Source organism: Ruegeria sp. C10, from assembly GCF_056537805.1.
The window spans coordinates 207675-220635 of sequence record NZ_JBQFSC010000003.1 but is presented as its reverse complement, the minus strand read 5'-3'; the positions used below and the strand labels follow the sequence as shown (position 1 = coordinate 220635).

The following is a 12961-nucleotide window of genomic DNA, read 5'->3' as shown; positions in this document are numbered from 1 at the left end:
TCTCCCCTCAGTTCACGACCGTAACCGGAACATCGGCGTGCATGACAAGGTTCTGGGTCGAACTGCCAAACAGGCGTTTTTTAAACCCATCTGCCGAGGCCCGACCCACAACGATCTGGGAGCCACCGTTTTCAACCGTGATTGCATTCAGCGTTTCCGCCACATCTCCGTGACGGACGATGCCGCGCGCCTCGAATCCTGCAGCCTTCAACGCTTCGACCGCTGGCTCGATGATCCGTGACGTAGCTAACGCAACCTCTTCTTCGCGCCGTTTGTGGCGCAGGGCGTTCTCTTCTGGTGTCTGGAATGTGAAAGGAGACCATTCGATGACGTAAACCGCCAGAAGCTCGCATGAACCGATACGCCCGGCCAAGTCTTTGGCAAAGGCGATCGCGCGTTCTCCGGTTTCTGTCCCGTCCAGTCCTATGACAATTTTCGTTGTCATGCCGTTCCTCCGTTATTGTTGCTTTGGCCGGGGCCCTCGCCCCCGGCAGGGCAGCCGGAACCTGGAACTTGCTTGAGTAGACCGCCCTAAGGGCAAGTATCCCGAAAAAACACGCAAAAACAGAGAGATTATTGCTGGATACAACCCTCAAACTTCTAAGGCACTGTAAATAAATATTATTATATGCCCAAATATTAGGCATACGCTTGGTATCAAACTGAAATTAGTAGTGGTGATCCGGGCTTAGCCCGGATCAGTGTTGTAGATCAGCCGTTCATCACAAGGGGCGATACGTAAGATGTTGGTAGTGCCAGGAACATTGAAAGGGACGCCGGCGGTGACCACGATCTGATCAGTCTCAGCGGCGAAACCACCCGATCGGGCGGCGCGAGCGGCGCTGACGACCGCACCTTTGAACCGCTCTTGTTCAGGGGTTAAGACGCAATGACAACCCCAGCTCAGGCAAAGCCTGCGGGCGGTGCCGGTGGCGGGGGTCATCGCGATGATAGGCACACCGGGACGCTCACGGGCGGTGAGCAAGGCGGTGGTCCCGCTTTGAGTGAAGCAGCAGATGGCTTTGATGTCAGTCTTTTCGGCAATCTCGCGTGCCGCAGCCACGATACCATCAGCGATGGTCGTCCCCTTGGCGGTACGCGACGCGGCAATAATCTGCGTATAGGTCGGGTCAGCTTCAACTTCGATGGCAACCTTGTTCATCGTCTGAACCGCCTCGATGGGATAAGAACCAGCAGCCGATTCAGCACTCAGCATGATTGCATCGGTACCCTCGTAGATCGCGGTGGCCACGTCCGAAACCTCTGCTCTGGTGGGCATTGGGCTTTCGATCATGCTTTCCAGCATCTGGGTTGCGACAATCACAGGCTTCGCGGCTGTACGGCATTTACGCACCAGACGTTTTTGGATCGGGGGGACTGCCGAAACAGGCAGTTCGACGCCCAGATCACCCCGCGCAACCATGATCCCGTCTGAGGCGTCAAGGATATCGTCAAAAGCTTCGACCGCAGCAGGTTTTTCGATCTTGGACAAGATCGATGCTCGGCCATCCGCCAGTGCGCGCGCCTCGAACACATCCTTGGCACGCTGAACGAAGCTCAGCGCCAACCAGTCCACACCCAGTTGGCAGACAAATTCCAGATCGTCGCGATCCTTGGCCGACAGCGCTGCCAATGGCAGCACCACGTCAGGCACGTTCACACCCTTTCGGTTCGAGATCGTGCCGCCGACTTCAACGGTACAATGTGCAAAATCCTGTCCGCAATCCTGTACGATCAGACGAATCTTTCCGTCATTGACCAGCAGGCGCGCACCTGGCTCCAATGCGGCAAAAATTTCGGGATGTGGCAGGCAGACCCGGGTGATATCCCCGGCTGCCGGATCAAGATCCAGACGGAATGCGGCGCCCTCCTCCAGTTCTTCCGCATCATTTGCAAACACGCCAACGCGCAGCTTTGGCCCCTGCAGATCAGCCAGAATCGCGATCGGGCTTTCCAGATCCTTTTCGATCTGCCGGATTATACGGTGCCTCTCGCGAATCTCATCGTGGCTGCCATGGCTCATGTTCAGCCGGAATACATCGGCCCCTGCCTCATGCAGCGCACGGATGGTGTCATAGTCATTGGACGCCGGTCCCAGCGTCGCCACGATTTTCACATTTCTCAGGCGTCGCATTGATCAGGCTCTCCTCAAACGCGTAAATGTTACCGCAAACATTGCTCAGGCTGCTTATTGCGCAATTCCCTTTCCAACGCAACTGTCCTACACCTGCGACAAACAAGATGACAGGCTCATGACATACTCTCCGTTTTTTGTTCACGGCGCGGATCGCCCGTCGCGTTGGCTGATTACTTGCGACCACGCCACCAACATGGTGCCGCCCGATATCAACGGCGGAGACCTAGGCCTGCCGCGCGAGGATATGGAGCGTCACATCGCTTATGACGTGGGCGCCTACGAGGTCTCTAAACATCTGGGTGAGGTCCTGAACGCCCCCGTAATCGCAGCCAACTTCTCGCGCCTCGTGATTGACCCCAACCGGGGCGAGGACGATCCGACGCTGCTGATGAAGCTCTATGACGGCTCGATCATCCCCGGTAACCGACACGCAGATGCGACCGAGCGTGAGCGTCGTCTAAATATGTGTTACCGGCCCTATCACGATGCGCTGGCACAGCTTGCGGCCTTGCCGCATGCGGTCATCATCTCGATGCATTCCTTTACGCGCCAGCTCCGTGGCCGCGATCCTCGGCCGTGGCACATCGGCGTCTTGCACACACCGGATGAGCGGTTCTCGCGCCCGCTGATTAACCGGTTGAACGCCGAGGATGATCTGTGCGTTGGGGTAAATGAACCCTATACAGGTGTGCTACCCGGCGATGCGATCGACAAGCATTGCAGCAGTTTCGGCCGTCCTAATGCACTGATCGAGCTGCGTAATGATCTGATTGCGGATCATGTCGGGCAACGCAGCTGGGCCGAACGATTGGCCGTTATTCTGCAGGATGCACTGAACGATAGCGGACTATGACGTAAGGTCACTTCGTGCCGCTTCCGATCCTCGAAATATTGTGAGCCAATATACTGACACCCATATATTAAGGGAAAGGAGACGACCATGACTCAGGAATTCCTGACAACTGTCTTCGGCTGGATGACCGCCCTTAACATTGCGGTTTTGTTGTTCAGCACGCTGATGATCATCATCATGCAGGACTGGATCGCAGGCGTACATGGCAGAATGTTCCAAATGGAGCGGGCCGACGTAAAGAGGGCCTATTTCAGGTATCTTGCGAACTACAAAATCCTGACAATCATTTTTTGCCTTGTGCCGTGGCTGGCCCTCAAACTGGCATAAAGCATCAAAACCTGACGTTCCAAGGGGCCATAAGGCCCCCGCTGTTCGTTGTAACATGGCCCACGGATTGCTAGGTCAGGTTCAGAACGCAAGACAATCATTCGGAGCCCGACAATGGACAAGCAAACTGAAATCGAACTTCAGGCCGCAGCGTTTCGCCGTTTGCAGCAGCATCTGATGCAGGATCGCACCGACGTACAGAACATCGACATGATGAATCTGACCGGGTTCTGCCGCAATTGCCTGTCGCGCTGGTATCAGGAAGCCGCCAATGCCAAGGGCATCGACATGGACAAAAACGAAGCGCGCGAGATTTTCTATGGCATGACCATGGATGAGTGGAAGGCCAACTACCAGACCGAAGCGAACGCAGAGAAACAAGCCGCCTTCAAGGTCGCGTTTGAAGAGAACGTCACGAAAAAAGGCTGACGCCCCGAAAACGAAAAAGCCCGCCGTTTTGGCGGGCCTTTGCTTTAGATTGCGGCCTTTCGGCTTTCGTCCAGATAGATCTCGCGAAGGCGTTTGGCAATCGGGCCCGGCGTGCCATCACCCAGTGCCACGCCGTCAATCTCAACCACCGGCATGACAAAGGCGCTGGCCGAAGTGGTGAAGGCCTCATCCGCCTCTTTCGCCTCGTCGATGGTGAACAGGCGTTCCTCAATCTCCATCTGCGCCTCGGCTGCCATGCGCAGAACCGCCTTGCGGGTGATGCCGTGCAGAATGTCGTTGGACAGCGGGCGGGTGACGATCTTGCCGTTTTTGACGAAATAGGCGTTGTTGCTGGTGCCTTCGGTGACATAGCCATCTTCAACCAGCCAGGCATCGTCACAGCCAGCCGCTTTCGCCATCATCTTGCCCATGGACGGATACAGCAATTGCACGGTTTTGATATCGCGGCGGCCCCAACGGATGTCATCGATCGAAATGACCTTGGCCCCTTTCTTCGACGCGGGGCTGTCGGCCAGACCTGGCTTATTCTGCGTGAACAGAACCAGCGTAGGCTTGGTATCCGCTGACGGAAACACAAAATCCCGGTCGCCGTCACTGCCGCGCGAAACCTGCAGATAGATCAGACCTTCTTCGATGTCGTTCAGCTCGACCAGTTTGCGGTGAATTTCCAGAAGTTCATCCTTGCTGCAGGGCTCGGCCATCTGCAACTCGTCCAACGAGCGTTTCAAGCGCACAGCGTGGCCTTCGAAATCGACCAGCTTGCCATCCAGCACACTGGTCACTTCATAGACGGCATCTGCAAACAAGAAACCCCGATCAAAAATCGAGACGCTTGCTTCGGTTTCAGGCAGGTATTCGCCATTCACATAAACGGTGCGGGTCATGTTCTTCTCCTCAGCCCCAAAGTGCCGCTTTGGGCGGATGCACTCCGGCGTCATCAAAAATCAGGGGTGTGTCGCGGTCTTCTGCCAACAAAAGCGGTCCGTCAAGGTCCGTCACCATCGCACCCTGCGCGACCAGCGTTGCAGGTGCCATGGCCAGCGAACTTCCAACCATGCATCCGACCATGATGCCATAGCCCTCGGCCAGCGCGGCCTTGCGCAGCTCCAGCGCCTCGGTCAGACCGCCGGTCTTGTCGAGTTTGATGTTCACCACATCATATTTGCCCTTTAACTTAGGCAAGCTGGCCCGATCGTGACAGGATTCGTCGGCACATACCGGCACCGGACGATCCATACCGATCAGCGCATCATCCTCACCGGCTGGCAGAGGTTGTTCAACCAGAGCAACGCCCAGTCGCACAAGATGCGGCGCAAGATCGGCGTACACTTCAGCAGACCAACCCTCATTGGCGTCGATAATGATTTTGGAGTCCGGCGCACCAGCCCGCACGGCCTCAAGCCGAGGCATGTCGTCCGGTGTACCAAGTTTGATCTTCAACAAGGGTCGGAACGCATTTTCTGCCGCCTGTGCCTGCATTGCCTCGGGAGTGTCCAGGGAAAGAGTATAGGCCGTAACTTCAGGCCCCGGTGCGGCAAGTTCCGCCAGCTCCCACGCCCGTTTGCCGGAGCGTTTCGCCTCAAGGTCCCAAAGCGCGCAATCCACTGCATTCCGAGCCGCGCCGGCAGGCAGCAGATCCATCAGGGAATAGCGAGAGAATACGTCGGGCAGGCCGGCAATCTCGGCCACGACTGAATCCAGTGTTTCGTCATAGCGCGCATAGGGCACGCATTCGCCCCAACCATGATGCACACCATCCGAGATCCGAACCGTCAGGACCTTTGCCTCAGTCCGTGAGCCGCGCGAGATAGTGAATACCTGCGCCAGCCGAAATACATCGCGGGAAACGTCAATCTGCACGCGTTCAACCTTTCATCGAAAGTGGTGTCTGTTGCCGACAGCAAGGGGCGATCGGCAACCTGCTTAGATCACAGTGCGGCCAGCGCATCCACCAGTTTACCGGCACCAAACCGGTAAGGATCGGTTGCTGGGATACCCATCTCGGTCTCAACCTTGGCGATGTATGCATGTGCGTCGTCTTCGCTCAGATGCTGGGTGTTGATCGACACTCCTGCAACCTGGCATTCCGGGTTTGCCACGCGCGCCAGCGGCAGTGCTGTGTCGCGCAACTGCTCCAGCGTCGGCAGCGAATACTCAGGCAATCCTCGCATATTGGTCCGGGTCGGCTCGTGGCACAGGATCAGCGCGTCGGGCTGACCGCCATGAATCAGCGCCATGGTCACGCCAGAATAGGACACATGGAACAACGAGCCCTGCCCTTCGATGTGATCCCAGTGATCCGGTTCGTTGTCCGGTGTCAAATACTCAACGGATCCCGCCATGAAATCGGCGATAACCGCATCCAGCGGGACGCCCTGACCCGTGACCAGAATTCCGGTCTGACCGGTGGCCCGGAAGGTGGATTTCATGCCGCGTTTGCGCATTTCAGCATCCATGGACATCGCAGTGTACATCTTGCCGGCAGAGCAGTCGGTTCCAACGGCCAGGCACCGCTTACCGGTACGCTTGCGGCCGTTTGCGATAGGATATCCTACGGTCGGCACACGGACGTCGTGCAACGTGCAGCCGTGAGTCTGTGCCGCAGCAACCAGATCGCCTTCGTCGCGCAGCAGGTTGTGCAGGCCCGACGCCAGATCATAACCCATTTCCAACGCTGCGATCAGGACCTCTTTCCAGGCCTCACTGATGACCCCACCCCGGTTGGCAACACCAATGACAAGAGTCTTGGCACCAGCAGCTTTACCTTCGGCAAGTGTCATTTCGGTAAGACCCAAATCAGTCTTGCAACCATCCAGCCTTATTTGACCCACTGCATTCTCAGGACGCCAGTCCCGGATACCAATGGCCACTTTGGCCGCCAACAAGTCGGGCGCATCGCCCAAAAACAACAGGTACGGTGTCTCGATCATTGCGGTGCACTCCTTTGATTCTGGCTTAAGCTAGAGAACCGTTTTGACGAGGGTTTCTCAAATTCTTCTTGCCTGCCAGCCCACAGCGGGAAGTTTTTGCGCATTTGGGCATTCTTACACAAGATTGTTCGAAGTTTTTAAACTGATCAAACTTTAAGCACCCCATTTTGCCAGTATCTTCAATCTTGCTGCATACGCATTGCCGCATATGCACAATCAAGCTTGCGCAGCATTGCGCAATTTAATATCCCATGACCAACCCTGAACGCAATTTCCTTACTCGCATGAGGTCCAAATGAGCTTCCGCATCCAACCTGCCGCTCCGGCCCGGCCCAATCGCTGCCAACTGTTTGGCCCGGGCTCGAACACCAAGCTATTTCCCAAGATGGCTGCATCAGCTGCAGACGTCATTAATCTGGATCTAGAAGATTCGGTGGCTCCTTCCGACAAGGATACCGCTCGCGCTAACGTAATCGAGGCGCTGAACACAGTCGATTGGGGCAATAAATACATGTCGGTTCGGATCAATGGGCTGGATACACCCTATTGGTACCGTGACGTGGTTGATGTGCTGGAACAGGCAGGCGACCGTCTGGATCAGATCATGATCCCCAAGGTAGGCTACGCGGCCGATGTCTATGCCGTGGACGCTCTGGTTACCGCAATCGAGCGTGCCAAGGGCCGAACCAAGCCAATTTCATTCGAAGTGATCATCGAATCTGCCGCCGGACTGGCGCATGTCGAAGAAATCGCAGCCTCATCCCCGCGCCTGCAGGCCATGAGCCTTGGTGCCGCAGATTTTGCAGCCTCAATGGGCATGCAAACAACCGGCATCGGGGGTACGCAGGAAAACTACTATATGCTGCGCGAGGGTGAGAAGCACTGGTCCGACCCGTGGCACTGGGCGCAGGCCGCAATTGTCGCCGCCTGCCGCACCCATGGCGTGCTGCCGGTGGATGGTCCGTTCGGCGATTTCTCAGACGATGAGGGCTATATCGCACAGGCCAAACGGTCTGCCACGCTGGGGATGGTCGGCAAATGGGCCATCCACCCCAAGCAAATCGCATTGGCCAATCGGGTCTTCACACCGTCGGATGAAGCAGTGTCCGAAGCGCGCGAGATTCTGGCCGCCATGGAACAGGCAAAAGCCAATGGCGAAGGCGCGACGGTCTACAAAGGGCGTTTGGTCGATATTGCTTCGATCAAACAAGCCGAGGTTATTGTGGCGCAGGCGGAATTAATCGCGGCGGGTAACTAAGAAAAAAGGGCGCTCAGCTGAGCGCCCCAATCGATCTGATCAGCGTCCAAATACATTGTTTGGTGTCCATGTGAAACGCTCACCCTTCTTTCCTGATTTCATCATCAGGCACGAGGTACCGTATTTCTGAAAATACTTGATTTTGATTGGATACCAACCCGCCTGCGGCACCTCGACCTCGGTGCGTTGGTTGGCTTCGCAGCCCTGACGGCCGTTGACATAGCCGATCTGCTGACCACCGACCCAGGCGTCAATCCCATCGTTCGACCAGGTCTCAAGCTCGTAAACTCCGGGTGAATCAAACCGGATATATCCGCTGATTTCCGCGGCAACATTGAACGCCTGATTGTAGGTCAGGACAGGATCACCTTCGTTCGTGTCTCTGTAGTCCAAACCTCGGAGGGGCTGACCCGGCTTTGCCTTTTTCAGCAGATGATTGACCTTCGAGAGGTTCTGGATTTTGCGAGGCGGGTTACCTTCCCAACTGTATTTTACGTTCAAACCGGCTTTTGGGCTGGGCTGAGGGCTAGCTGGCTGTAACTTCAAAGGTGCTGCTGTCGCAGCGCCGGCAAACATTGCCAAGGCAGCCACCAGCGCTCCGGTGCGGAAAAATGTCATGGTCTACTCCCTGAATTTGCGCCTGCTTCGGGGTTAATCCCTGCCGACGATCCTGTTGAGATGACACTAGGCGCTGAACTTTGACCTCGCAAGATGGTTAAAAATCACTTTTTAATGGTCACGCACGCATATCCTTAGGCGATCCCATCACAACATATGAGGTGATCGAGGTCACATGCGGCAATGTACCCAGCACCTCGGTGTGGAAGGTTTTGTAGGAAGGCAGATCGGCACATTCGACCCGTAACAGGTATTCGATCGTGCCGGTGATGTTGTGACATTCCACCACTTCGGGCGCTTGTTGCAAGGCCCTTTCGAACCCTTCCTGCGCCGCTTTTGTGTGCTCGCCCAGACCAACGCCGATATAGGCAACGAAACCCACCCCCAGCGCCGCCGGGTTCAGCACCGCTCGGTAGCCGGAAATGATCCCTGCCCGCTCAAGCTCCTGCACCCGGCGCAGGCAAGCGGAGGGCGACAGGCCCACCCGCTCGGCAAGATCGAGGTTGCTGATGCGACCGTCCCGCGAAAGCTCTTGCAATATATGTTGGTTGATCTGATCAATCTTCGCCATTTATTGCAACATTAACCTTTGAGCGCACGAATACGCAATTTCATTTGCCGGGTTCAGCGAGAAAATGCAGCCATGACCTACGATATCCTGATGGCCCTGATCGCGTTTGCTTTTGTCTCGTCAATCACTCCAGGCCCCAACAACCTTATGCTGATGGCATCAGGTGCGAATTTCGGCTTTCGCCGCACGATCCCGCATATGCTGGGTATCGGTTTGGGCTTCACCTTTATGGTGCTTCTGGTGGGGGCGGGGCTGGTTCAGGTCTTTGACCGGTATCCGATTAGTCATACCGTGTTGAAAGTTCTTTCGGTTCTGTATCTGCTGTATCTGGCATGGAAAATCGCCCATGCAGCGCCCGCTAAAGGTGCCGATACTGCGGGCACCCCGATGACGTTCCTGCAAGCTGCAGCCTTCCAATGGGTGAACCCAAAAGCCTGGGCGATGGCGTTAACCGCGACAGCCGCCTATGCGCCTGAACAATCGCTGAACGCCATTCTGCTGGTCGCGCTGGTGTTCGGCGCCATTAACCTGCCCTCGGTCAGCACCTGGACGGTTCTTGGACAGCAAATGGCGCGAATCCTGACAAACCCGCACCGATTGCTGGTTTTCAACTGGACGATGGCGGCCCTGCTTGTGGCCTCGCTCTATCCGGTGCTGTGGCCGAATTAGGTTACCTGAGCGGCAGGCAAATTTCGGTCAACAGATCCTCGGGGGCCGTTTCTCGTGGATCGTTGAGATAGATCTCATAACACGGATGGTCCGCAGGTTCTTCGCCAAACTCGGGCAACCAATTGCCAAATAATGCCTGATACGCGCCGTGAAGGCCGGAATAAGGGCCCTTGAAGGTCAGCACCGCTGTTTTGCCACCCGGAATTTCAAGGTCTTCCATCCCCTCGGGCGTATCATCACCGCAGAATTCAGCACCTGCAAAACTGCGCAATTCATCCTCGGGCACATCGTCCGGACTGTCGAGATACAGCCCGATCATCGGGCCGACTTGCGGCCACAGTTTGCGGGATTCGCATAGGGCACCAAAGGCCTCAAAGCTGCGGCCAATCTCGGCATACGCCCCTTTATGTGGCAGCGCTATGACTCGGCGGGACGGTTCGGTTCGGGTTGTTACGGGATGCATCGGATATCCTCCGGTTTTGAACATTGGATGGGCCGGCAGTATTTGCCCCGCACGTCGAAACGCGGTGGGGCTGCTGCCGTAGGCCTCGGAAAAGGCCCGCGCAAAGGATTTTTGGTTCGGATAGCCAATGTCGGTCGCGATCCGCGTAACCGGTCTGTCTGTTTGCACCAGCCAGCAGGCGGCACGGTGCAGGCGTATCCGACGGGTGGCCTGCGCGCAGGTCTCGCCAGTAATGGCGCGAAACACGCGATGCCAGTGAAACCGCGACATGGCTGCGACCTCGGCCAAAGCATCCAGCGACAGATCCCCGGCGGGGTGATCATGGATGTAGGCCAACACGCGCAACACGCGATCTTCGTAGCTGGCGGCCATCGGTATCCTTCCTTCTCTTTGCCCGTCCGTGGTCGCATATTCCGCGACCACAAATCTTGCTGAGTTGCATCCCGGACCACCTTTGGTCATATAGCAGGGAACTTCCGCGTTGAGAGGCGTCATGACCCAGTATCTGGATTTCGAAAAACCGCTGGCCGAGATCGAAGGCAAAGCTGAAGAGCTGCGCGCGCTGGCCCGTGCCAATGAAGAAATGGATGTGACGGAAGAGGCCGCCGCGCTGGACGCCAAGGCCGCCAAGCTTCTGGACGAGCTGTATGCCGATCTGACCCCATGGCGGAAATGTCAGGTGGCGCGTCATCCTGAACGTCCACACTGCAACGACTACGTGGATGCGCTGTTCACCGAATTCACTCCTCTGGCTGGTGACCGGAACTTTGCCGACGATCTGGCGGTAATTGGCGGTCTGGCGCGATTCAACGATCAACCCGTCATGGTGATTGGCCACGAAAAAGGCAGCGATACCAAATCGCGGATTGAACGCAATTTCGGCATGGCCCGCCCCGAGGGCTATCGCAAGGCCGTACGCCTGATGGAAATGGCGGACCGCTTTGGCCTGCCGGTAATCACCTTGATCGATACAGCTGGCGCCTATCCCGGCAAGGGGGCGGAAGAACGTGGCCAGTCCGAGGCGATCGCGCGCTCAACCGAGATGTGCCTAAAGATTGGCGTTCCTTTGGTGTCCGTAATCATCGGCGAAGGTGGTTCTGGTGGCGCGGTCGCCTTTGCGACTGCGAACCGCGTAGCGATGTTGGAGCATTCGGTCTACTCGGTGATTTCGCCCGAAGGCTGCGCGTCGATTCTTTGGAAAGATGCCGAAAAAATGCGCGAGGCCGCCGAAGCGTTGCGCCTTACCGCTCAGGATCTGCACAAGCTGGGCGTTTGTGACCACATCATCACCGAGCCCAAGGGCGGTGCACATCGCAACCGCCCGGCGGCGGTCGAAGCCGTGCGGTCTGCAATTACCTCGATGCTGGAAGAGCTTGATGGGAAAGACGCGGCAGCCCTGATCAAGGACCGCCGTCAGAAGTTCCTGGATATCGGTTCGAAAGGGCTGGCGGCTTAACCCGTCAGCCACCCAACCGCTGCAACAGAGCCACCGAAGGCTGGCCAGTCACGGACAACCCGTTGGCGCGCTGGTAGGCGCTAATTGCCGCCTCAGTATTCTTGCCGATAACACCATCTGCGCCTTGTGTGTCATAGCCCGCGGATGTCAGGCGGCGCTGCAGTTCTTTACGATCCTCCAGCGTCAAACCGGTCGCATCCGGCCCGAATGACGCTTGGAACGGCGCGCCGCCAGCAATGCGATCAGAAAGATGACCTACGCCGATCGCGTAGCTGTCCGAATTGTTGTAGCGCTTGATCACCTGAAAATTGCGGAACACAACAATACGTGGGCCGGGCGTCTGCGGTTGCAGCACTGCCGCCGGCGTACCCGAAACCGTGCCCACTTCACCGCCCCAAGGCTGCCCTCGCACCCAACCGGCACGTGCCAGATAAGCCGCCGTTGACGCAAGTGAATCTGCTGGGTCATCGGACCAGATATCGCGCCGCCCGTCGCCGGTGAAATCGACCGCATAAGCAAGGTAAGACGTCGGAATGAACTGTGTGTGGCCCATCGCTCCGGCCCAGCTGCCGGTCATGTTAGACGGGGTCGTATCGCCCTCTTGAATGATCTTCAGCGCTGCCACCAGTTGCTTCTCAAAAAACGCTCCGCGCCGCCCGTCATAGGCCAGAGTCGACGTTGCCGAGATCACCGGTACATCGCCCCGCCGTGCGCCATAGCGGCTTTCCAGGCCCCAAACAGCCACGACGACCTCTTTGTCGACACCGTATTGGGCTTCGATCTGCGACAGGGTTCCTGCATGCCGCACAAGCATTTGCTTGCCAGTGTTGATCCGTTCTTCCGAGGCAGCAATCGCCAGATAATCCTCAAGCGAGCGTTTGAATTCGACCTGATTGCGATCGCGTTCGATCACTTCAGGCAAATATCCTGCGCCTTGAAACGCCCGGTTGAGGGTCGTTTGTGAAATGCCCTGTGACGCTGCCCGGTTTTTGAAACTGGCCACCCAGGCATCCCATCCTGCGTTCGGAACCGCACGCATCCGCGAAGCCGGAGCACTGTTGGGTGCGGTGCCTGTGGAACAGGCCGCCAACAGGGTTGAACCAAGCCCTAAGGAAAACACTCTTCGATTAATCATGGTTAAATCTGCTCTTGTTGTGATTTGCGTTCAGAATAGCGCAGCCCGGTCGCTCAAGCCAGCAAAGCGACATCCGAAATCAACTGAATTGGAA

At 56.9% G+C, this 12961-nt stretch carries 15 protein-coding genes; 6 read left to right on the top strand and 9 right to left on the bottom strand.

All coding sequences use genetic code 11. The features are described 5' to 3' along the window. Nucleotides 1-7 precede the first annotated feature (7 nt). Both ACR0DE_RS14955 and pyk read right to left on the bottom strand, forming a co-directional pair. Nucleotides 8-445 carry a universal stress protein gene (locus tag ACR0DE_RS14955; RefSeq protein ID WP_170395586.1) on the bottom strand — a complete coding sequence of 146 codons (438 nt, stop codon included), beginning with the start codon at nucleotides 443-445 and terminating at the stop codon, nucleotides 8-10. A 243-nt stretch (nucleotides 446-688) separates the two neighbouring features. Then, nucleotides 689-2134 carry a pyruvate kinase gene (gene pyk / locus ACR0DE_RS14950; RefSeq protein ID WP_170395584.1) on the bottom strand — a complete coding sequence of 482 codons (1446 nt, stop codon included), beginning with the start codon at nucleotides 2132-2134 and terminating at the stop codon, nucleotides 689-691. 118 nt (nucleotides 2135-2252) lie between these two features. On the opposite strand from pyk, the gene ACR0DE_RS14945 reads away from it, so the two are divergent. The 3 genes from ACR0DE_RS14945 (at nucleotide 2253) to ACR0DE_RS14935 (ending at nucleotide 3746) form a co-directional block, all read left to right on the top strand. Then, the gene (locus ACR0DE_RS14945; RefSeq protein ID WP_480754037.1) at nucleotides 2253-2990 is read left to right on the top strand and encodes an N-formylglutamate amidohydrolase; all 738 of its coding nucleotides are present in this window, start codon (nucleotides 2253-2255) and stop codon (nucleotides 2988-2990) included. An 87-nt stretch (nucleotides 2991-3077) separates the two neighbouring features. Further along, nucleotides 3078-3317, top strand: coding sequence for a DUF6868 family protein (locus ACR0DE_RS14940; RefSeq protein WP_170395580.1), 240 nt, complete (start codon nucleotides 3078-3080; stop codon nucleotides 3315-3317). Nucleotides 3318-3431: 114 nt separating this feature from the next. Next, on the top strand, nucleotides 3432-3746 hold the full coding sequence (locus tag ACR0DE_RS14935; RefSeq protein WP_170395578.1) for a DUF1244 domain-containing protein: 315 nt from the start codon (nucleotides 3432-3434) through the stop codon (nucleotides 3744-3746). Between the two features lie 44 nt (nucleotides 3747-3790). On the opposite strand, the gene ACR0DE_RS14930 is transcribed toward ACR0DE_RS14935, so the two are convergent. The 3 genes from ACR0DE_RS14930 to dgcN all read right to left on the bottom strand — a co-directional run bounded on the left by ACR0DE_RS14930 (nucleotide 3791) and on the right by dgcN (nucleotide 6697). Beyond that, nucleotides 3791-4651, bottom strand: coding sequence for a D-amino-acid transaminase (locus ACR0DE_RS14930; protein ID WP_480754035.1), 861 nt, complete (start codon nucleotides 4649-4651; stop codon nucleotides 3791-3793). 10 nt (nucleotides 4652-4661) lie between these two features. After that, nucleotides 4662-5627, bottom strand: coding sequence for an N-acetyl-D-Glu racemase DgcA (dgcA, locus tag ACR0DE_RS14925; protein WP_480754033.1), 966 nt, complete (start codon nucleotides 5625-5627; stop codon nucleotides 4662-4664). Between the two features lie 68 nt (nucleotides 5628-5695). Further along, complete coding sequence (gene dgcN / locus ACR0DE_RS14920) at nucleotides 5696-6697, bottom strand: N-acetyltransferase DgcN (RefSeq protein ID WP_480754031.1); 1002 nt, start codon at nucleotides 6695-6697, stop codon at nucleotides 5696-5698. A gap of 295 nt (nucleotides 6698-6992) precedes the next feature. Between dgcN and ACR0DE_RS14915 the strand changes: the two genes are divergently transcribed. Next, on the top strand, nucleotides 6993-7955 hold the full coding sequence (locus ACR0DE_RS14915; RefSeq protein ID WP_480754029.1) for an L-malyl-CoA/beta-methylmalyl-CoA lyase: 963 nt from the start codon (nucleotides 6993-6995) through the stop codon (nucleotides 7953-7955). 39 nt (nucleotides 7956-7994) lie between these two features. On the opposite strand, the gene ACR0DE_RS14910 is transcribed toward ACR0DE_RS14915, so the two are convergent. After that, entirely contained in the window at nucleotides 7995-8573 is a 579-nt protein-coding gene (locus tag ACR0DE_RS14910; protein WP_170395568.1) for a PA14 domain-containing protein, read from the bottom strand. Nucleotides 8574-8691: 118 nt separating this feature from the next. Beyond that, nucleotides 8692-9144 carry an Lrp/AsnC family transcriptional regulator gene (locus ACR0DE_RS14905; RefSeq protein WP_170513733.1) on the bottom strand — a complete coding sequence of 151 codons (453 nt, stop codon included), beginning with the start codon at nucleotides 9142-9144 and terminating at the stop codon, nucleotides 8692-8694. 72 nt (nucleotides 9145-9216) lie between these two features. Between ACR0DE_RS14905 and ACR0DE_RS14900 the strand changes: the two genes are divergently transcribed. Then, the gene (locus tag ACR0DE_RS14900; RefSeq protein ID WP_170566138.1) at nucleotides 9217-9813 is read left to right on the top strand and encodes a LysE family translocator; all 597 of its coding nucleotides are present in this window, start codon (nucleotides 9217-9219) and stop codon (nucleotides 9811-9813) included. A 1-nt stretch (nucleotide 9814) separates the two neighbouring features. Here ACR0DE_RS14900 and ACR0DE_RS14895 read toward each other — a convergent pair whose 3' ends face one another. Beyond that, a complete protein-coding gene (locus ACR0DE_RS14895) occupies nucleotides 9815-10648 on the bottom strand; it encodes an AraC family transcriptional regulator (RefSeq protein WP_480754276.1) in 834 nt (277 codons plus the stop codon). A 121-nt stretch (nucleotides 10649-10769) separates the two neighbouring features. Between ACR0DE_RS14895 and ACR0DE_RS14890 the strand changes: the two genes are divergently transcribed. After that, complete coding sequence (locus ACR0DE_RS14890) at nucleotides 10770-11732, top strand: acetyl-CoA carboxylase carboxyltransferase subunit alpha (RefSeq protein WP_480754026.1); 963 nt, start codon at nucleotides 10770-10772, stop codon at nucleotides 11730-11732. A gap of 4 nt (nucleotides 11733-11736) precedes the next feature. Here the strand turns inward: ACR0DE_RS14890 and ACR0DE_RS14885 are convergent, their stop codons facing one another. After that, a complete protein-coding gene (locus ACR0DE_RS14885; protein ID WP_480754025.1) occupies nucleotides 11737-12867 on the bottom strand; it encodes a lytic murein transglycosylase in 1131 nt (376 codons plus the stop codon). Nucleotides 12868-12961 lie beyond the last annotated feature (94 nt).